Raw genomic sequence first — 19037 nt, 5'->3', positions numbered from 1 at the left:
GATAAAACAGGACATAGGTCCCTGACATCACCCATACCGTTCGGGGCAGACTGGGGCAGATCATCTGATCCCGACCGCGTGAGCAACTGTCACAGGTCTCGCAGGAAAGGCCTCCCGTTGCCCCGCAGTGCCCCGAACGGTTCCCGTCCCCGCCCGCCGAAGCCCGGCAGGTCCCGGCCCCGCCGGACCGGCTGGCGCCGGCTGATACCGACCTGGCGGTTCACCCTGGTCGGCACGCTGGTCTGCACGGTGCTCGGGGTCGGCCTGTTCGCGCTCGGGCTGCTGCTGGTGAAGGTGCCGGACGCGCACGCGCAGGCCACCGCGCAGAGCAACACCTGGCTCTACCAGGACGGCACGCTGCTGGCCAGGACCGGGCAGACCAACCGGCAGACCGTCGGCCTGGACAAGATCTCCCAGGACGCCCAGCACGCCGCGCTCGCCGCCGAGGACCGGAACTTCTACCACGAGGGCGCGGTCAACCTGAAGGGCCTGACCCGGGCGGCGTTCGCCACCGCCACCGGCGGGAGCACCCAGGGCGGCTCGACGATCACCCAGCAGTACGTCAAGAACACCTACCTGAACCAGAAGCAGACCGTCGCCCGCAAGGTGAAGGAGCTGTTCATCGCGGTCAAGGTGGACGCCACCGAGACCAAGGACGAGGTGCTGGCCGGCTACCTCAACACCTCCTACTACGGTCGCGGCGCGTACGGCATCCAGGCCGCCGCCCAGGCGTACTACGGCATCGACGCCACCCAGCTGAACGCCGCCCAGGGCGCCTACCTGGCCGCCCTGCTCAACGCGCCCAGCGCGTACGACGTCTCGACCGCCACCCCCACCGGCAAGCAGAACGCCACCAACCGGTGGAACTACGTGCTCGACGCGATGGTGCAGGAGAACTGGCTCTCCGCCACCGACCGCGCCGCGATCACCTTCCCCGAGGTGAAGGAGCCGAAGAGCGCCCCCGGCCTGGCCGGCCAGGCCGGTTACCTGGTGAACGCCGCGACCGACTACCTCACCGCGCACAACGTGCTCACCGACGCCCAGCTCGCCCAGGGCGGCTACACCATCAAGCTGACCGTGGACCCGAAGCGCCAGCAGGACCTGGACGCCGCCGTCCGCGGGCAGCTCACCGACCGGCTCAAGCCGGACAGCCGCCCGGTGGACGCCGCCGCGCAGGCCGGAGCCGTCTCGCTGGACCCGAAGACCGGCGCGGTGGTCGCCCTGTACGGCGGCCAGGACGCCACGAAGCACTGGATCGACAACGCCACCCGGCAGGACTACCAGGCCGGTTCGACCTTCAAGGCGATCGCGCTGGCCGCCGCGCTGGAGAGCGGTGCGGAGACCCAGTCCGGACAGACCATCACCCCGCAGACCGTGTACGACGGCCGGAGCAACCGCCCGGTGGTGGGCGGCCGCGGCAAGCCGTACGCGCCGCCGAACGACGGCAACAAGAGCTACGGTCAGATCACCCTGCAGCAGGCCACCGACTGGTCGGTGAACTCGGCCTTCGCCCAACTCGCCCAGGACACCGGCCTGGAGAAGGTCCGGGAGACCGCCGTCGCGCTCGGACTGCCCGCCGCCACCCCCGGTCTCGAGGCGAACGGCTCGATCGCGCTCGGCTCCTCCACGCCGAGCGTGCTGGACATGGCCGGGGTGTACGCCACCCTGGACAACGGCGGCAAGCAGATCACCCCCTGGCTGGTGAAGTCGCTGGAGCACGAGGGCGAGAACGTCGCGCTGCCCGCGCCGAAGACCACCCAGGCGATCAGCGAGGAGACCGCGCGGACGGTCACCTCGATGCTCCAGGGCGTGGTGAGCGACCCGGGCGGCACCGGGTACCGGGCCAAGGAGCTCGACCGGCCGGCCGCCGGCAAGACCGGCACCACCGACGGCCTCAGGTCGGTCTGGTTCGCCGGCTACACCCCCGAACTGGTCACCACCGTCGCGCTGTTCGGCCAGGAACCGGGCAGCGGCAAGCACGTCTCGCTGGACGGCACCGGCGGCGTCGCCGGTGCGGCGGGCGGCAACTTCCCGGCCCGGATCTGGACCGCCTACATGTCGGCGGCGCTGGACGGTCAGCCGGTCGCCGACTTCCCCGAGCCGAAGGGCGGCCGGAGCTCCGCCGCCGAGCCGTCGTCGACCCCATCCTCGACGCCGTCCGACTCCCCGAGCGCACCGAGCAGCGCGCCCTGGACGCCGGCCGAGCAGTCGTCGACCCCGGCCGACCCCGACCGGTCCAGCCCGACGCCGACCCCCACGCCCACCCCGACGCCCAAGCCGAAGCCCACCCCGACGCCCACGCCCACCCCGACGCCCAAGCCGAAGCCCACCCCGACGCCGCCGGACCCGAGCCGGGAGCCGACCTCCGGCGGCGGCGCCGCCTCACAGCAGGCGGTACCGACGGGCTGACCGCAGCTCTTCGGACGGGCTTCGGGTGGCAGGACCGTCAGGCATGGACACCCCTTACCGAGAAGTGGTTCGGACTGGCACAATGCGTCGGTGCACAGCTCATCACCGCTCCCTCAGGTCTCCTGGCTCTCCCCCCGGACGCTCGGCCTCTCGCTCGCCCTGGTCTCGGCGCTCGCCTTCGGCGGCTCAGGCACGGCGGCCAAACCGCTGATCGAAGCCGGGCTCTCACCGCTGCACGTGGTCTGGCTCCGGGTCACCGGCGCGGCGGTGGTGCTGCTCCCGCTCGCGTACAAGCACCGGGACGCGGTGCGGCGCCGGCCGCGGCTGATGGTCGGCTTCGGGCTGCTCGCGGTGGCGGGAGTGCAGGCCTGCTACTTCGCCTCGATCTCCCGGATCCCGGTCGGGGTAGCGCTGCTGATCGAGTACCTCGGGCCGCTGCTGCTGCTCGGCTACCTCAAGTTCGTCCAGCGCAAGCCGGTCTCCCGGGCCGCCACCATCGGCGCCGGGGTCGCGGTGACGGGCCTGGCCTGCGTGGTCGAGGTCTGGCACGGGCTGGCGTTCGACGCGCTCGGCGTCCTGTTCGGGCTCGGTGCCGCCTGCTGCCAGGTGGGCTACTTCCTGCTCGCCGACGCCGGACGGCAGGGCGACAACCCGGTCGACCCGATGGCGATCAGCGCGTACGGCCTGCTGATCGGTGCCGTCGCCCTGACCGCGTTCACGCAGCCGTGGACGGCGGACTGGAGCGTGCTCGGCGGCGACGTGGTGATGAACGGGCGGGTGCTGCCCGCCGCGCTGGCGGCCGGCTGGATGGTACTGATCGCCACCGTGCTGGCCTACCTGACCGGGGTGGTCTCGGTGCAGTTCCTCTCACCGGCGGTGGCCGCCGTGGTGGCCAACCTGGAGGCCGTGGTCGCCACCGTCGCCGCCTGGTTCCTGCTCGGCGAACGGCTCGGCGGCTGGCAGCTGGTCGGCGGCGTCCTGGTGCTGATCGGCGCCTTCACCGCCCAGACCCGCCAACCCGCCGAGCCCGCTCCGGAGACGGCGGAGCCGCCCGCCGAGCCGCCCGCCGACCGGATCGTCACGAGCGGTCGCCCGCACTGAACGGGAGCTGATCGGGACACTGACCGGGAGCTGATGGGGGGTCAGCTACCGGTCGGGTGTCACTTGCCGACCCAGCCGAACCAGTCCAGGTGACCCAGCGGCCAGACGACCGCCGAGGTCGGCCCGACCACGTCGGACACCGGGACGGCACCGGCCCCCGGGCCGCCTTGGTGGTAGCGGGAGTCGGCGGAGTCGCTGCGGTGGTCACCCTCGACCCAGATGTACCCCTGCGGGACGGTGACCGGGCCGAAGTCCAGACCCGAGCAGGAGTCGTCGCCCGGGTGCAGGTACGGCTCGGCGATCGGCGCACCGTTCACCGTAAGGGTCTTGCCGGTGCACCGGACGGTCTCACCGCCGGTCGCGATCACCCGCTTGACCAGGTAGTTGTCGTCCTTCGGCGGCAGCAGGCCGACGAAGCTGAGCGCGCTGCCGACGGCGTCGGAGAACGCGTTGCCACTGGCGGGCTGCACCGGCAGCCAGCCGCCCGGGTCCTTGAAGACCACCGGCTCGCCGGGCTTGGGCTCCCAGCCGAGCAGCGGCGCCATCTTGTTGACGGCCACCCGGTCGCCGATCCGCAGGGTGTTCTCCATCGAACCGGACGGGATGCTGAACACCTGGAACAGGCAGGTCTTGACGGCCAGCGCGATCGCCAGGCCGAGCACGATCATCGCGGGGAACTCGGCCCACCAGGGCAGCCGTCGGCGACGTCCGCCGGCCTTGGCGCCGGTCTCGGCACTCCCGGTGCTTCCGGTGAGGTGGTGCTGTGCGTGGTACTCGGCGGCACCGGTCGACATCTCGACCGCCGGGCCGGACTGAGGAAGGGTCACGGATCAGGCCGCCTGCAGGCCGAAGCCCAGTGCGGACCGGGCGTCCTGCTGCTTGGACCGGGGCTGGGCTTTTTGGGGCTGGGACTTCCTGGCCATCGCGCTGTCCTGCCTTTCCGGGGATCCGGGGAGAACAGCACGCTAACGCCGCACTGGAACTGTCGCGAAATCAGACATTTAGCCACCACCGACGGAGCGGGCGCCGAGCGGGGCCGCCACGCGGCCGCTACGGGGGCCAGGGCCGCCTCAGGACTGGGCGATCGCCTCGTGGTGCCTGATCACCTCGGCGATGATGAAGTTCAGGAACTTCTCCGCGAACACCGGGTCCAGGTGCGCGCCTGCGGCGAGCTCACGCAGCCGGGCGATCTGGGCCCGCTCCCTGGCCGGGTCGGCGGCCGGCAGCTTGTGCTCGGCCTTGAGCCGGCCGACCCGCTGGGTCGCCTTGAACCGCTCGGCCAGCATGTGGACCACGGCGGCGTCGATGTTGTCGATGCTCTCGCGCAGGCTGACCAGCTCGGCCCGGACCGACTCGGCGATCCCGCCGTTCCCGTCGGCTGCGGCGCCGGTGGCGGCCGTGGAACCGGCCGTGCTGGCGGCGGCTGGGGCGGCGGAGTTCGTGGGCTGATCCGTCATCGGGGTGGCTCCGGAGCTAGCTGACTTGGCCCTGGCAATCTAACAGGGCGGCCACCTGGCGATCCCGGAGTATGTCACCTTCGTCCCGCCATGTGGACGCTCCGGCGGACCAGTGGCCGGTTTCGGGACTCCGTGTGGCGCACGGCACGTAGGCTGAACGCGGCAGGACCGGAACTGACGGACCAGCAGTCCGCAGTACACCCCCAACACAGGAGGTACCTGATCGTGGCAGCCACCCGTACCGCTCGCACCGCTTGGGAAGGCAACCTGCTCGAAGGCAAGGGCGAGGTCACCTTCGCCTCCTCCGGCATCGGCCAGTTCCCGGTTTCCTGGCCCGCCCGCACGGACGCGGAGGCGAACGGGCGGACCAGCCCCGAGGAGCTCATCGCGGCCGCGCACTCGGCCTGCTTCTCGATGGCGTTCTCGCACGCCCTGGCCGGCGCGGGCACCCCGCCCACCACACTGGACACCCAGGCCGACGTCACCTTCCAGCCGGGCGCCGGGATCACCGGCATCCACCTGACCGTCGTCGGCCAGGTCCCCGGTCTCGACGAGGCGGCCTTCGTGAAGGCCGCCGAGGACGCCAAGGCCAACTGCCCGGTGAGCAAGGCGCTGACCGGCACCACCATCACGCTGACCGCGAAGCTCGCCTGACGCCGCTCGTCGGCTCCGTTCTCCCCGCTCCCTGACCCTCCGTCCGGCTGACTCTCCGTCGGCCCGCTCTCGTCGGACCGGTAATGCTGTCTGACGAGAGGTGCGGAAGGGGGCGCGTGCGCCCCCGGTATGCATCTCACGATGCGTACCGGGGGCGCCGTCACGTACCGGCACGGTTGCTGCGAAACCTGACGAATCACCCTGGCGGCGGTCGCCGTTGCAACTGCGCGCGTCCTATGATCACCGCAGTGCCCTGCTTCCTTGCCGAACGCCCTCCACCCGGCGTTCTCCGCACCGAACGTCGACCGAACGTCGAGGGCCTCACGGAGCGGTGAGCCGGCCACTGCGGTGCGGTCGGCGGGAGCAGCATCAGCAGCGGACGGGAGCATGCCGTGCCGGGTCGGAACGAGGGGCCCGACCGCGTCTGCCCGGTCTGCTCCGGACCGCTGGGCCTGGGTGACAGCAGTGACAGCAGCGGTGACAACAGCCCGGACTCACTCGTCGACGCGCTCCAGGCCAGCGAATCCCGTTTCCGCGCGGCCTTCGCCGACGCCGGTATCGGGATGGCCCTGATCGGCGCCGACGACCGGATCATCGAGGCCAATCCAGCCTTCGCCGCCATGATCGGCCACGAGGCGCCGAACCTGGTGCGAACGCACATCCACGAGATCATCGACCCCGAGGACTCCCCCCGGCAGCTCTACCTGGAGCTGCTCCGCGGCGAGCGTGACCGACTGCGGGTGGAGAAGCAGCTCAAGCACCGCGAGGGTCGCGTGGTGTGGAGCAACGTGACCATCTCGCTGATCCGGGACGGCGCCGGACACCCGATGTACACCCTCGCCATGGTCGAGGACGTGACCGAGCAGCGGCTGCTCGGCGACCAGCTCGCCTACCAGGCGATGCACGACCCGCTGACCAGGCTGCCGAACCGCACCCTGTTCTTCGAGCGACTCAACGCGGTCTTCGGGCCGGGCGCGGGCGAACCCGCCGACGCCACCCTGCTCGACTCGGCGGACGCCGTCGACCTCGTCGAACTGGACGGGTCGGCGAGGCTCGACGGTCTGGACGGACTCGACGGCTTGGACGGCCTCGACGGCTTGGACGGACTCTCCGGGCTCGCCGGACTGACCGAGCTCGGCGGGCTCGGCGAGCTCGACGGACTCAGTGAGCTCGGTGGCCAGGGCAAGCGGGTCGGCCTCTGCTACGTGGACCTGGACGGCTTCGCGGCGATCAACGAGACCCTCGGGCACCACGTCGGCGACGAGCTCCTGGTCGCGGTGGCCGCCCGGCTGGAGCACGGCTTCGCCCGGGGCGACGGGCGGCTGGTGGCCCGGCTGGGCGGGGACGAGTTCGCCGTACTGGTCTGCGACAGCGACGGAAGCGAGCAGCTGACCACGCTTGCCGCCGAGCTGATCAAGATGCTGGAGGAGCCGTTCGACGTGGCCGGCCAGCAGCTGGTGGTGACCGCGAGCGTCGGAGTCGTCGAGCGTCGGATCGTCGAGACCACTCCGACCGACCTGCTGAAGGACGCCGACGCCACGCTCTACTGGTCCAAGGCCGACGGCAGGGCCCGCTGGACGCTCTACGACCCGGACCGCGGCGCCCACCAGCTGACCAGGCAGCGGCTCGCCACCGCGCTGCGCCCGGCGCTGGAACGCGGCGAGTTCACCGTCGAGTACCAACCGCTGGTCGGGCTGGCCGACGGCACCGTGCACGGCGCCGAGGCCCTGGTCCGCTGGCGGCACCCCCGGTACGGGACGCTCTCCCCCGACCGTTTCATCCCGCTCGCCGAGGAGTCCGGCGCCATCGTGCCGCTCGGCAAGTGGGTGCTGGAGGAGTCCTGCCGGCAGGCCAAGCGCTGGCTGCAGGAGTTCCCCGAAGCCGAGACCTTCGTCAGCGTCAACTTGGCGGCCCGTCAGATCTGGGACTCCGACGTGGTCGCCGACGTCGCCGCCGCGCTGAAGCTCACCGGTCTGCCTGCCCGACTGCTCCAACTGGAGATCACCGAGAGCGCGGTGCTCGGCCCCGGCGGCCGCCCGGTCCAGGCGCTCCAGGCCCTGGCCGACATGGGCATCCGGATCGCCATCGACGACTTCGGCACCGGCTACTCCAACCTCGCCTACCTGTCCCGGCTGCCGGTGCACGTGCTCAAGCTGGACGGCAGCTTCATCGAGGGCTTCCGCGACCCGGCTCCGGGCGGACGCCCGGACAGCCGCTTCCGGCGCACCGACGCGGACGAGCAGATCGTCGGCGCGATGGTCCAGCTGGCGCACGCACTCGGCCTGACCGTGACGGCCGAGGGCATCGAGAACGCCTCCCAGGCCGAACGCCTCCGGCTCACCGGCTGCGACACCGCCCAGGGCTGGTACTTCGCCCGACCCGGCGAGGCCGAGCGGATCGCGGCCATACTGCGCGAGGGTCGCGTCCGCTCGGCCTGACGGGCCGTCGCACTCACTGTCCGTCAGGACTCTCCGTCAGTGCTCTCCGGCTTTCCGGCTGCCCCGCTGTCGACGGTCAGGCCGTACGCCTCGGCGATCAGTCCGTACGAACGCTGCCTCGCCTCGTGCCCGTGGATGTGCGAGGTGACCATCAGCTCCTGGGCGCCCGTCCGCTTGCGCAGGGCCTCCAGCCCGTCGGCCACCTCTCCGGGGGAACCGAGTACGACATTGGCGAGCCAACTGTCCAGGAACTCGGCCTCGGCCGGGCTGTACGGGTACTGCTCCGCCTCCTCCGGGGTCGGGATCAGCCCGGGTGTGCCCCGCCGCAGCCGCAGCATGGCCAGCCCCGCCGAGCGGGCCAGCCGCCTGGCCCGGTCCTCGTCGTCGGCCGCCACCGCGCTCACCCCGATCAGCGCGTACGGCTCGTCCAGGACGGCCGAGGGGCGGAAGGACGAGCGGTAGAGGTCGAGCGCGGGGACGGTGTTGGCCGCGCTGAAGTGGTGCGCGAAGGCGAACGGCAGGCCGAGCCGCCCCGCCAGCTGCGCACTGAAGCCGGACGAACCGAGCAGCCAGACCGGCGGCCGCCCGTCGCCCTGGGGGACGGCGCTGAGCCGGGCGTACGGGTGCCCGTCCGGGAAGTCACCGTCCATGAAGTGCAGCAGCTCGGAGAGCTGCTGCGGGAAGTCGTCCGGGCTCTCCGCCACACCCCGGCGCAGCGCGCGGGCGGTGGCCTGGTCGGTGCCGGGCGCCCGGCCGAGGCCGAGGTCGATCCGGCCCGGGTGCAGCGACTCCAGCAGGCCGAACTGCTCCGCGATCGCCAGCGGCGCGTGGTTGGGCAGCATCACGCCACCGGAGCCGAGCCGGAGGGTGCGGGTGTGCGCGCCGAGGTGGGCCAGCAGCACGGCCGGGGTGGAGCTGGCGACGCCGGGCATCCCGTGGTGCTCGGCGACCCAGAAGCGGTGGTAGCCCCAGCGCTCGGCATTGCGGGCCAGCTCGGTGGTGGCTGCCAGCGCCTCGGTGGGCGAGTGACCGACGCCGATCGTCGCGAGGTCGAGGATGGAGAGCGGGGCCGGGGCGGTGCCCCGGGCCACGCCACGGATGGGGTCTGCGGCTGCTGCCGGCGGGGTGCTCGCCTGCTGCTCGTCCTCGGAGGTCATGCCGGGGTTCTCCCTTCTGGCGGGATGCGGGTTGTCCGTTCCTGCCGTCGGGACTCAATCAACCGAGCCGGGCGGCCTCCTGTTCCCGGCGGTCGGGCGTGGTGGCCGTCGACCGGGCCGCGCCGGACGCCACCGACTCTCTGATCCGGCCGCCCGCTTTTAGCTGACGATCCGACAGGAGCCTTCACCTGGACGTGGATTAGGGGTCAAGTCAGGGGGTGGCGAATTGACGCCAGCGCCAGAAGTCGCCAGCCGTAGGACTCGCGCCGCCCACACCCCTTCGGGCAGGCTTTCCGATCGGTAGGGCAATGCACCGGCGTCCCTACTCCCACCTGCAAGGTCGGCGGGCTGGACCAGTTCCGCTGGACCCCTGTGAGCCCCTGGAGCGGCACCCCGCCTCAGGGGCTCACGTCAATCCGCAGCACCCTCTTCGTCCGGCAACCGGCTCGCCAGGGACGTATCGTGATGCGCGACACACGGGGGTGCTTCATGGCATGAAACGTCTACCCGCTAGCGTTACCCCCGTAGTCACCGGGACACCTCTCGGAGACTTGTTGAGGGAGCATCGCCTTGGACGCCGCAGCGCTGGTAGGGCCGGTATGGATCTGCGTACTGGCGCTCTTTGCCGTACTCGGTGACGCCTTCCTGCCTTTCCTGCCGAGTGGCACCCTGGTGATCCTGGCCGTCCTGAACACCACCGAGGTGGACGGTGCGCCGCTGCTGCTCGCGGCCGGTGTCGCGGTGGCGTCCTTCCTGGGTGACTTCGTTCTGCTGAATCTCGCCCGCCGCGGTTCGCCGCGGGTGCAGCGCCGACTCGACGACCGCCCAGAACTTGCGGCCAGCGTCGAACGGCTCCAGCAGTACTTCACCGGGCAGACCAGCCGGACGGCCGCCGCAGTGGTGATCGTGGCCCGCTTCGTCCCGGCGGGACGGACCGTCCTCGACCTGGCGGTCGGCCACTCTTCCTCCTCCTCGCGCCGCTTCCTCCGGATGTCGGCGCTGGCCGCGCTGATCTGGGCCTCGTACATCGTGAGCCTGGGCTGGCTGAACAGCCACTGGTTCAACACCGACTGGCTGAGCCTGGCGGTCTCCTGCGTCGCGGCGACCGCGATCAGCACCGCGGTGGCCCGGCTGGTCCGCCGTCGGCGCCGCGAGCTCGCGCTCACCTGACGTCCGCCCGACGCCGGCCCAACGCCCATCTGACACTCCCCCAGTTCGACGCTCCGGCCGGGCTCCCCGCCGGGCGGTGTCTCGTCGACCGGCGCCCCGCTGACGACTGTTCCGGCGAACTGTCCCAAGACTGCAACAGTGCTCCTATCGTGGAGCCGGACGCCCCTTGGCTGCGTGTTGTTCCGCAGCGAAGGGGCTTTTGAAGTGCTCTCGTCCCACATGGCATGCTGGCGCTGAAATATCCATCAATATCCGATTTTTCCGCACGGACTGTCGGATGCACTACGGCTGGGGAGACCATGGGCAGCATCTCGCGCAGGACCGTACTCAGTGCCACCGCCGCGACCGCGGCCCTCGGAGCGGTGGCCGCCTGTGGCGACAGCGGATCCGGGAGCGGCGGTTCGGGAGGCGGCACGTCCGCGTCGGGAAGCCCGGGGAGCAGCGGGAGTTCGAGCACCGCGCCGGTGAAGGGCAAGCCGATCGGAGACGGCTCCACCTCGGACACCGGGGCTCAGCCCAACCAGCCGAAGCCCGAGAAGCTCAAGCCCGGTGAGCGTCCGCCGCAGTTCGTGGTCTTCTCCTGGGACGGTGCCGGCGGCACCGACGACAACCAGTTCCCGAGGTTCCTCAAGCTGGCCGAGCAGTACAAGGCCAACATGACCTTCTTCCTCTCCGGCATCTACACGCTGCCGAAGAGCAAGTCGAACCTCTACCACCCGCCGCAGCACTCGGTCGGCGCGTCCGACATCCCGTTCCTCTCCGACAACGCGGTGAAGAGCACCATCAAGCTGATCAGCCAGGCCTGGCTGGCCGGGCACGAGATCGGCACGCACTTCAACGGGCACTTCTGCTCCACCCGCTCCGACGGCAACGGCGTCAACAAGTGGAGCCCCGACGACTGGCAGAGCGAGATCGACCAGGCCATCTCCTTCGTCACCCAGTGGAAGACCAACACCGGCTTCACCGACGTCGATCCGTTCCCCTTCGACTACAAGAAGGAGCTGATCGGCGGTCGGACCCCGTGCCTGGAGGGGCAGAAGGCGCTGCTGCCGACGGCGGTCAAGCTGGGCTGGAAGTACGACGCCAGCTCGCCGGGCGGTCTGCAGATCTGGCCGCAGAAGGTGCAGGACGGGAAGATCTGGGACTTCCCGCTGCAGTCCGTCCCCTTCCCCGGGCACGGTTTCCAGGTGCTCTCGATGGACTACAACATCCTGGCCAACCAGTCCGCGGGCAGCACGAAGGGTGACCCGGCCAAGTACGACGCCTGGCGCACCCAGGCCAAGGACGCCTACCTGGCCGGCTTCGACCGCGCGTACAACTCCAACCGCGCGCCGCTGTTCATCGGCAACCACTTCGAGCAGTGGAACGGCGGTATCTACATGGACGCCGTCGAGGAGGCGCTCAAGGTGATCGCGGGCAAGCCCGAGGTCCAGCTGGTGTCGTTCCGTCAGTTGGTCGAGTGGCTGGAGGTCCAGGACCAGTCGACGCTGCGGAAGCTGCGGACCCTCGGCGTGGGCAAGGCGCCCGCGGAGGGCTGGCCGGCTTTCCTCGGCTCGGCGGGCTGACACCCCCGAGGGGTGCCGCCCAGGTGATGGCGGACAGTTGACGGTGGGTCAGTGGTGCGGCAGGCCATGACATCCGTCATTCGGATGTCATCACCGGCGGCACTGCCGGGCGGTACCCCGGTCGCGGGATTCTCGATGAGGCAGCAGACAGCCGCCAGGGAATCATCGGACAGGGGACACAGCGATGGCACTCATCACCAGCACTCGGACCAGCGGCACCCGGATCAACCGCGGCACCGGAGTCGACCCGAGGATCGCCGGGCTCGCCCCGCTCGCCGTCGACGTGGCGCTGCCGCTGGCGGTGTACTTCGCGGCCCACTCGCTGCTCGGGCTCGGACTGGTCACCGCGCTCGGCCTCGGCAGTGCGGTGCCGGCTGTGCGGACAGTGGCGAGCCTGGTGCGGCGGCAGCCGGTGAACGCGCTCGCGCTGCTGATGCTGGCCGTCAACGTGGTGGGGATCGCGCTGTCCGCCGTGGCGGGTGACGCCCGGCTGATGATCGCCAAGGACGGTGCGGTCTCCAGCGTGATCGGCGGCGCCATCGTGATCTCGGCACTGCTCGGCCGACCGGCGATGAGCGCCGGGCTGCGGCCCTTCCTGGTCAAGAACAGCGCCGACCGGGAGGCGGCCTGGCTGCGGCTCTCCGCCGGGGACGCCGTCTTCCGCCGCAACGAGCGGAACTTCTCCCTCGCCTGGGGCACCGTCCTGCTCGTCGAGTGCGCGGCCAAGGTCGTCGGCGCCTACACCTTCCCCGTCGAGACCATGGTGTGGCTGGGCCCGGTCATGCTCTCCGCGGCCATCACCTGCGGCATCGCCGTTGGCAATGTCTTCGCCGGACGGATGGCCGAGCGCATCGGCACCGAGACGGTCTGACCTCGGCACCGGCCCGACTGCCCCTCCCCTGCTGTCTCGAGCCCTTCCGGGCGCCCTCCGGAAGGGCTCGAGGCATTGCTCGGACGGAGCTGATACGTCGTCACCACGACGACTGCTACCGATCGGAGGTGGCCCTGGTCAGCTCGCGAGCAGCCGCAGCACGATCTGCTCGGCTCCGGCCGCACCGGCCACGATCGTGTAGTGGTTGGTGTCCGGCACCGGGGTGGCCTTGACCCGCTCCAGGTCGAGCCCCGCGAGCTCGATCCGGTTCACGTCGTACAGCCCCTGCGGCTCGTCCATCAGGCCGCGCTCGGCCCAGAGCAGCTCGGCGGGCAGTGGGAGCCGGTGGACCGCCCCGGCGGCGTCCTTGTCGAGCAGGACCTCGCCGCCGTCCTGGCGGATCGCCTCCGGCACGCAGGAGGACCGGAGTTCGGGCTCGGTGCCGACCAGGTCCCGCTGGATGTAGGCCTCGAACTCGGCCGTCCACGCTCCGGCGAAGGCCGGGTGCTGCCGCCAGAACGCGCGGTAGGCGTCCCGGCTCGGGAAGGTCATCGACAGCCGGGCCAGTGCCGGGCCGAGCACGGCGGCCAGCGCGGCGTCCTCGGTCACCCCGACCGGCAGCGGGAAGCTGACCGCCCCGTCCACCAGGAGCAGCGAGGACGCCAGCTCGGGGTGCCGGACGGTGGCGAGCGCCGCGATCCAGGCGCCCATCGAGTGCCCGGTGAGGCGGACCGGGCCGAGGCCGAGCGCCGCCACCAGGGCGGCCACGTCGTCGGCGTGCCGGGCCAGACCGTACGGCCCGGCGACTGTACGGCTGGCTGCCCGACCGCGCAGGTCGGGAGCTATCAGGGTGGCCCGGCCGGCGAGCTGACGGGCCACCTCGCTCCAGGCCAGGGCGTTCGCGGTGATGCCGTGCAGGGCCACCACGGTCGGGGCGTCGGGGTCGGTGGCCGGCCACCGAAGGACCGTCAGGTCACCACCCGGGACGGGGACGGTCAGCTCTTCGTAGCGGGCGGATCCGGAGCTCACGTGGTGCCACCTTCCAGGGAGTGGGCCGGGCCGGGAACCCCGACCTTGTCGGCGTTGGAACGGCCGGCCCGGATACGAGCTGGCAGCTTAGCCAGGCCACCGGGGAGCAGATAGACCACCGCGACAAAGAGTGCACCGAGCAAAAAGAGCGGCTGCGACAGCGGTACTCGGAGCACAGCCGGGAGGTCCGCGATGGCCGCGGAGTTCGCCAGGTCACCCAGCCGGTGGCCCGCCCAGGTGTAGAGGACGCCGCCGAGCAGCGGGCCCCATCGAGTACCCGAACCGCCCAGCACGACCATCACCAGCAGCGCGAGGGTCGCGTCCGAGGTGGCTGCCTGCGGGGTCGCGCCGCCGGTCAGCAGCAGGTAGACCACCCCGCCGGCACCGGCCAGGCCGCCGGCGATGACGAAGGCCACCAACTTGAAGCCGTAGGGGCGCAGGCCTAGCACCTCGACCCGGCGCTCGTTCTCCTTGATGCCCTCCCAGACCCGGCCGGTGGGAGAGTTGACGGTCCAGTGGACGACGGCCAGGGTCAGCACCAGATAGCCGAGGGCGATCCAGTAGAGGTTGGCGGTGTTCTCGATGCCGACCAGGCTGTCGGGCAGCATCTCGACCGGCGCGGCCCGACCCTCTTCGCCGCCGGTCACCCCGCCGGGGTTGCGCTGGACCAGGATCGAGCCAGCCTGGGCGAACGCGAGCGTCACCATGGAGAAGCCGATGCCGGTCACCCGCAGGCTGACCGAGCCGAGCAGCAGCGCGAGGCTGATGGAGCAGCCGATGCCGAACAGTGCGGCGGCGGCGAAGGGGAGTTGGAGTTCGAGCATCGCGAGGTCGGTCGCGTAGAGACCGGTGGCGAAGTAGAGCGCGTGCCCGAAGGAGAGCAGACCGGTGCGGCCGAGCAGGAGGTCGTAGCCGGTGGCTAGCGCGCCGTAGACCAGGCAGAGGGCGATGAGCTGCAGGCTTCCGGGACTGCCGAGCGGGCCGTCGAGGAGTCCGGGAAGCGGAAGCGCACTATATGGGGCGACAAGGAACAGGATCAGCAGAGCGATCGGCCACCAGCGTAGCGCTCTGTATATGAGTGTCGAGCGTTCTGTGATTGATTCACCTGTTCGAGGGATGGTGCGATCGCCCCCCGGTGCAGCAGACTTGTCGTCAGCGGCGCTTCCGGTGCTCGTGGTTGAGGTGTCAGTGCTCACGCGAGCCTCCCGGTGAGTCCGCGCGGTCGCACCAGGAGCAGTACGGCCAGCAGCACGACGACCGAGAGGTCGCCGAGCCCGGCAGCGGTGTAGTAGTTGGCGAACTGCTGGACGAGGCCCACCGCGACGGAGGCCACTGCCGCTCCGGTGACGGAGCCCATGCCTCCCATCACGACCACGACGAAGGCGAAGATGAGCAGGCTGGTCCCCTGGCCGGGGTGGACCGAGCCGAAGTAGAGGCCGCTCAGCGCCCCGCCGAGCGCGGCGGCCGCGCCACCGATCGCGAAGACCAGCGTGAACGCCTTGCGGACGTCGATACCCAGGGCCGTGACCATCGCGCGGTCCTCGACGCCGGCCCGGACCACCAGGCCGTACCGGGTCCGACTCAGGAACAGCCGCAGCGCCACCAGGACGAGGGCCGCCGCCGCGAGCAGGACGAAGCGATTGACCGGGACGATCGCGCCGAACAACCCCACCGTGCCGGAGAGCGCGGCGGGTTGGGGGAAGGGACGGGAGTCCGCTCCCCAGATCCCCATCAGCAGCGCGGGCACCGCGAGACCGACACCGACCGTGGCCAGGATCTGGTCCCGGGGGCGGTTGTAGAGAGGACGGATCAGCACCAGTTCGAGCAGGACGGCCGCGACCGTCCCGACCGCCGTACCGAAGACGACCGCGAGCCAGAAGCTCATCCCGCCCTCGGTGCCCGCCCACCAGGTGGCGTACGCACCGACCGAGAGCAGCGCCCCGTGGGCGAAGTTGAGCACGTCCATCAGACCGAAGATGAGCGAGAGCCCGGAGGCGACCAGGAAGTACAGCGCACCCAGTCCGAGACCGGTACAGGTGAGGAGGACGACAGTGTCCATCAGGGAGCCACCTCCGTGGTGACAGCGGCAGTCGGAGCGACGGGAGGAGGTACGGCAACGGTCGACGACGCGGGCGCCGAGCCGGAACCAGCAGCAGGACCGCCAGCAGGACCAGCAGCAGGACCGGGCGCGGGGCGGCCGACGCCGAGCAGTCGGCGGGCGGCCTCCTCGTCGGCGAGCAACTCGGCCGTGCCGCCCCGGTGGGCGGTCCGGCCGTCGGCCAGCACGACGCAGGTGCCGGCCAACCGGCGGACCAGAGCGAGGTTCTGCTCGACCAGCAGGACGGGTACCGTCGCGGCGGCCCGCTCCAGCACGTCGGCGACCTCGGACACGATCTTCGGCGCCAGGCCCTTGGTCGGCTCGTCGGCGATGATCAGGCGGTTGCCGTTGAGCAGGGTCCGTCCGATCGCCACCATCTGCTGCTGACCGCCGGACAGCGTCCCGGCCAACTGCCCGGCCCGCTGCTTGAGTTCCGGGAAGAGCTCGTGGACCAGGTCGTACGCCGGGGAGCCGTCCCGTTCGGCGAGTCGGAGATTCTCGGCCACGGTCAGGCCGGCGAAGATCCCCCGGTCCTCCGGGGCATAGCCAATGCCCTGACGGACCACCAGGTGGGTCGGCAGCTTCACCAGTTCGGCCCCAGCGAACCGCAGGCTCCCGGTCCGCGGCACCAGCCCCATGATCGCCTTGACCGTGGTGGTCTTCCCCGCGCCGTTGCGCCCGAGCAGGGCGGTGACCCCGCTCGGCGCGACGTCCAGGTCCACCCCGTGCAGGATGTGCAACCCGTCGATCACCACCCGCAGGTGACGCACCGTCAGCAACGCCTCCGGGTCAACGGCGGCGACAGCAGCACCAGCGGCAGCCTCGTCGGTCTGACCGGAGGTCAGGAAGGAGGAGTCCGTCACAGTCCCTCTCCCAGGTAGGCCTGCTGCACGGTGGCGTCGGCCATCACGGCAGCAGGGGTGTCGAGCGCGAGCAGCGTGCCGTGGTGCATCACGGCGAGCCGGTCCGCGAGGCCGAGCAGGACGTCCATGTGGTGTTCCACCATCAGCACGGTGCGGCCGAGGTCCCGGTGCACCGAGCGGATCAGCGCGGTCAGGGCCGGGACCTCCTCCGCGCTGACTCCGGCCATCGGCTCGTCCAGCAGGATCAGCCGGGGGTCGGAGACCAGCAGGACGGCCAGCTCCAGCTTGCGCTTCTCGCCGTGCGACAGCGCACTCGCCAAAGTGTCGGCCCGGTGGGCGAGTTCGGTCCGCTCCAGGGTCTCGGCGACCTGCCCGGCGTACCGGCCGGCCCGGCGCCAGATCCGGTACGAGGCGCCCGGCCCGGCCGCCGCCTGGGCGGCCAGCCGGACGTGGTCGGCCACCGTCATCCCGTTCCACAGTGAGGAGGTCTGGAAGGTCCGGCCCAGTCCGCGGCGGGCCCGGCCGTGCACCGACTCGGTGGTGATGTCCGCACCGTCGAGCTCGATGACCCCGTGCGTCGCCGGGTAGATCCCGGAGATCAGGTTGAACAAGGAGGTCTTGCCCGCGCCGTTCGGGCCGATGAAAGCGATGAACTCGCCTTCGTGCACGTCGAAGGAGACTTCCTCGACGATCGGCACGCCACGGACGGACCAGCCCACCCCGCGCAGCCGCAGCACCGAATCGACCGAGGCTTCCGCCGAGGCTCCCACCACCTCCACCGGGGCACTCACCACCCCGGCCGAGGCTCCCACCACCCCGGCCGAGGCTCCCGCCGTGGCCGAGGAGGCGGCTGCGGCTGCACGGTTCGACATGTGGATCAGCCCGCGATCGGGGTGGCCGGGGGTGCCACCTGGTCAGCGGGGAGGGTCTTCTCCACCGTCGGCTTCGCGTCTGCGCCGGACCCGGTGAGCTTCACCTGGAACATCGGCTGCAGCAGTGCGTGGTCCTCGGCCCGGACGGTCAGCTTGCCCTTGACCCCGTCGAAGCTCCACCCCTCCAGCGCCTTCACCAGGGCGTCGGTGTCGTCGGCCGAGCCCTTATTGGCCTCGATCGCGTGCACCACCATCTGCGCGGCGGTGAAGCCGTCAGGGGTGAAGATGTCCGACTTGGCGCCGGCCTTGCCGACGGCGGCGGTCATCGCCTTCTCGACCTCGGTGCCGGCCGCGCCGTCGAAGTAGTGGTTCAGGAAGGAGATCTTCTCGGCCGCCGGGCCGAACAGCGGGTAGGAGGCCGCCAGGTCGAGGCCGGTCACCACCTTGGTCGAGGCGAAGACGTCCTGCTGGTTGAGCGAGGTCCAGAGCGCGGAAGCGGTCTCCCCCGCCCAGGCGACGTACAGCAGGTCGGGCTTGGCGGACTTCGCCTGGGTGGCGAACGGGGTGAGGTCGGTCGCGCTCGGCGGAGCGAGCACCGCGTCCACCATCGCGCCCTGACCGCCCAGCACCGCCTTCACGGCCGCCACGTTGCCCTGCCCGAAGGCATTGTCCTGGGCCAGCACCGTGACCTTCTTGCCCTTGGCGTCCCCGATGAACGAGGCCGCCGTACGAATGTCCTGGTACGACTGCCGACCCGAACGGAAGGTGTACTTGTTCAGCCCGGTGACCTTGTCGGTGGCGGCCGGGCCGCTGATGAAGAGCACCTTGTTCTGCGCCGCGATCGGGCCCACCTGGAGCGCCACGCCCGAGGCGGTCGAACCCGCCAGGATCTTGTGCCCCTTGCCGATCAGGTCCTTGGCGGCGGAGACAGCCTTGGCCGGGTCGCCCGCGTCGTCCTGTTCGGCGAGCTCGATCTTGTGGCCGTCCACCGTGCCGGTGCCCTTGGTCGCGTAGTCGAGCCCCGCCTTGAAGCCCTCCAGGTACTGCTTGCCGTAGGCCGCCAGCGGACCGGTCTTCGAGTACACCAGCCCGACCTTCACCGGGGTCTTGCTGCCACCCGCGTCGGCCGCCGTGCTGCCCGCCGTCCCGGCCTTGGCGCAGCCGACCACGGTCACCGCGAGCAGGCCACCCAGCGCGGCGGCGAGCAGGCGCCGACTCCCTCGGCGCGCGGTCGGGCGAGCGGTCGAGGGAGCCGTCGAGGGAGCCGTCGATCGCGCGGCGGGACAAACGGTCGAGCTCACGGCCTGAGCTGCGGGTCTGGGGCTGTTGGTGGAACTGCGCATGATGGCCGAC

The 19037-nt window shown here is 71.1% G+C and carries 16 protein-coding genes; 7 read left to right on the top strand and 9 right to left on the bottom strand.

Annotated features, from left to right (window positions below; genetic code table 11):
* Positions 1-117: 117 nt before the first annotated feature.
* Positions 118-2409, top strand: a complete 2292-nt coding sequence (locus F4556_RS23445) for a transglycosylase domain-containing protein (RefSeq protein WP_184919256.1) — start codon at positions 118-120, stop codon at positions 2407-2409.
* A 90-nt stretch (positions 2410-2499) separates the two neighbouring features.
* Positions 2500-3510 (top strand): EamA family transporter, encoded by a 1011-nt coding sequence (locus F4556_RS23440; protein ID WP_184919254.1) that lies wholly within the window; start codon positions 2500-2502, stop codon positions 3508-3510.
* A 59-nt stretch (positions 3511-3569) separates the two neighbouring features.
* Here the strand turns inward: F4556_RS23440 and lepB are convergent, their stop codons facing one another.
* Together lepB and F4556_RS23430 are read right to left on the bottom strand one after the other, a co-directional pair.
* A complete protein-coding gene (gene lepB / locus F4556_RS23435) occupies positions 3570-4337 on the bottom strand; it encodes a signal peptidase I (RefSeq protein WP_184919252.1) in 768 nt (255 codons plus the stop codon).
* 243 nt (positions 4338-4580) lie between these two features.
* A complete protein-coding gene (locus F4556_RS23430) occupies positions 4581-4967 on the bottom strand; it encodes a chorismate mutase (RefSeq protein ID WP_184919250.1) in 387 nt (128 codons plus the stop codon).
* Positions 4968-5192: 225 nt separating this feature from the next.
* On the opposite strand from F4556_RS23430, the gene F4556_RS23425 reads away from it, so the two are divergent.
* Positions 5193-5621: an OsmC family protein gene (locus F4556_RS23425; protein ID WP_184919248.1), complete on the top strand. Its 429-nt coding sequence runs from the start codon at positions 5193-5195 to the stop codon at positions 5619-5621.
* A 392-nt stretch (positions 5622-6013) separates the two neighbouring features.
* On the top strand, positions 6014-8059 hold the full coding sequence (locus F4556_RS23420; RefSeq protein ID WP_221503680.1) for a putative bifunctional diguanylate cyclase/phosphodiesterase: 2046 nt from the start codon (positions 6014-6016) through the stop codon (positions 8057-8059).
* A 23-nt stretch (positions 8060-8082) separates the two neighbouring features.
* Here F4556_RS23420 and F4556_RS23415 read toward each other — a convergent pair whose 3' ends face one another.
* Positions 8083-9216, bottom strand: coding sequence for an LLM class flavin-dependent oxidoreductase (locus F4556_RS23415; RefSeq protein ID WP_184919246.1), 1134 nt, complete (start codon positions 9214-9216; stop codon positions 8083-8085).
* 570 nt (positions 9217-9786) lie between these two features.
* On the opposite strand from F4556_RS23415, the gene F4556_RS23410 reads away from it, so the two are divergent.
* The 3 genes from F4556_RS23410 to F4556_RS23400 all read left to right on the top strand — a co-directional run bounded on the left by F4556_RS23410 (position 9787) and on the right by F4556_RS23400 (position 12822).
* Positions 9787-10386 (top strand): DedA family protein, encoded by a 600-nt coding sequence (locus tag F4556_RS23410; protein WP_184919244.1) that lies wholly within the window; start codon positions 9787-9789, stop codon positions 10384-10386.
* Positions 10387-10685: 299 nt separating this feature from the next.
* Entirely contained in the window at positions 10686-11951 is a 1266-nt protein-coding gene (locus F4556_RS23405; RefSeq protein ID WP_184919242.1) for a polysaccharide deacetylase family protein, read from the top strand.
* A 184-nt stretch (positions 11952-12135) separates the two neighbouring features.
* Entirely contained in the window at positions 12136-12822 is a 687-nt protein-coding gene (locus F4556_RS23400) for a VC0807 family protein (protein ID WP_184919240.1), read from the top strand.
* 138 nt (positions 12823-12960) lie between these two features.
* Here F4556_RS23400 and F4556_RS23395 read toward each other — a convergent pair whose 3' ends face one another.
* From F4556_RS23395 to F4556_RS23370, 6 genes are all read right to left on the bottom strand, one after another.
* Positions 12961-13851, bottom strand: a complete 891-nt coding sequence (locus tag F4556_RS23395) for an alpha/beta fold hydrolase (RefSeq protein ID WP_184919238.1) — start codon at positions 13849-13851, stop codon at positions 12961-12963.
* On the bottom strand, positions 13848-14948 hold the full coding sequence (locus tag F4556_RS23390; protein WP_313069248.1) for a branched-chain amino acid ABC transporter permease: 1101 nt from the start codon (positions 14946-14948) through the stop codon (positions 13848-13850). Before F4556_RS23390 ends, F4556_RS23395 begins: the two co-directional genes overlap by 4 nt.
* A gap of 95 nt (positions 14949-15043) precedes the next feature.
* On the bottom strand, positions 15044-15910 hold the full coding sequence (locus F4556_RS23385) for a branched-chain amino acid ABC transporter permease (protein WP_184919236.1): 867 nt from the start codon (positions 15908-15910) through the stop codon (positions 15044-15046).
* On the bottom strand, positions 15910-16719 hold the full coding sequence (locus tag F4556_RS23380) for an ABC transporter ATP-binding protein (RefSeq protein ID WP_184925036.1): 810 nt from the start codon (positions 16717-16719) through the stop codon (positions 15910-15912). Before F4556_RS23380 ends, F4556_RS23385 begins: the two co-directional genes overlap by 1 nt.
* 89 nt (positions 16720-16808) lie before the next feature.
* The gene (locus F4556_RS23375; protein ID WP_184919234.1) at positions 16809-17684 is read right to left on the bottom strand and encodes an ABC transporter ATP-binding protein; all 876 of its coding nucleotides are present in this window, start codon (positions 17682-17684) and stop codon (positions 16809-16811) included.
* A gap of 5 nt (positions 17685-17689) precedes the next feature.
* Positions 17690-19027: a substrate-binding domain-containing protein gene (locus F4556_RS23370; protein ID WP_184919232.1), complete on the bottom strand. Its 1338-nt coding sequence runs from the start codon at positions 19025-19027 to the stop codon at positions 17690-17692.
* Positions 19028-19037: the final 10 nt, after the last annotated feature.

Origin of the sequence: Kitasatospora gansuensis (genome assembly GCF_014203705.1) — a bacterium.
In the GTDB taxonomy this organism is placed as follows: Bacteria; Actinomycetota; Actinomycetes; order Streptomycetales; family Streptomycetaceae; genus Kitasatospora; species Kitasatospora gansuensis.
This window is presented reverse-complemented; position numbering and strand designations above follow the sequence as displayed.

What these genes read in the sequence shown, in the direction of transcription:
- F4556_RS23400 (WP_184919240.1), top strand. Translation starts at nt 12,136, where the DNA reads ATGGCACTCATCACCAGCACTCGGACCAGCGGCACCCGGATCAACCGC.
- F4556_RS23415 (WP_184919246.1), bottom strand. Translation starts at nt 9,216, where the DNA reads ATGACCTCCGAGGACGAGCAGCAGGCGAGCACCCCGCCGGCAGCAGCC.
- F4556_RS23375 (WP_184919234.1), bottom strand. Translation starts at nt 17,684, where the DNA reads ATGTCGAACCGTGCAGCCGCAGCCGCCTCCTCGGCCACGGCGGGAGCC.
- F4556_RS23385 (WP_184919236.1), bottom strand. Translation starts at nt 15,910, where the DNA reads ATGGACACTGTCGTCCTCCTCACCTGTACCGGTCTCGGACTGGGTGCG.
- F4556_RS23405 (WP_184919242.1), top strand. Translation starts at nt 10,686, where the DNA reads ATGGGCAGCATCTCGCGCAGGACCGTACTCAGTGCCACCGCCGCGACC.
- F4556_RS23370 (WP_184919232.1), bottom strand. Translation starts at nt 19,027, where the DNA reads ATGCGCAGTTCCACCAACAGCCCCAGACCCGCAGCTCAGGCCGTGAGC.
- F4556_RS23430 (WP_184919250.1), bottom strand. Translation starts at nt 4,967, where the DNA reads ATGACGGATCAGCCCACGAACTCCGCCGCCCCAGCCGCCGCCAGCACG.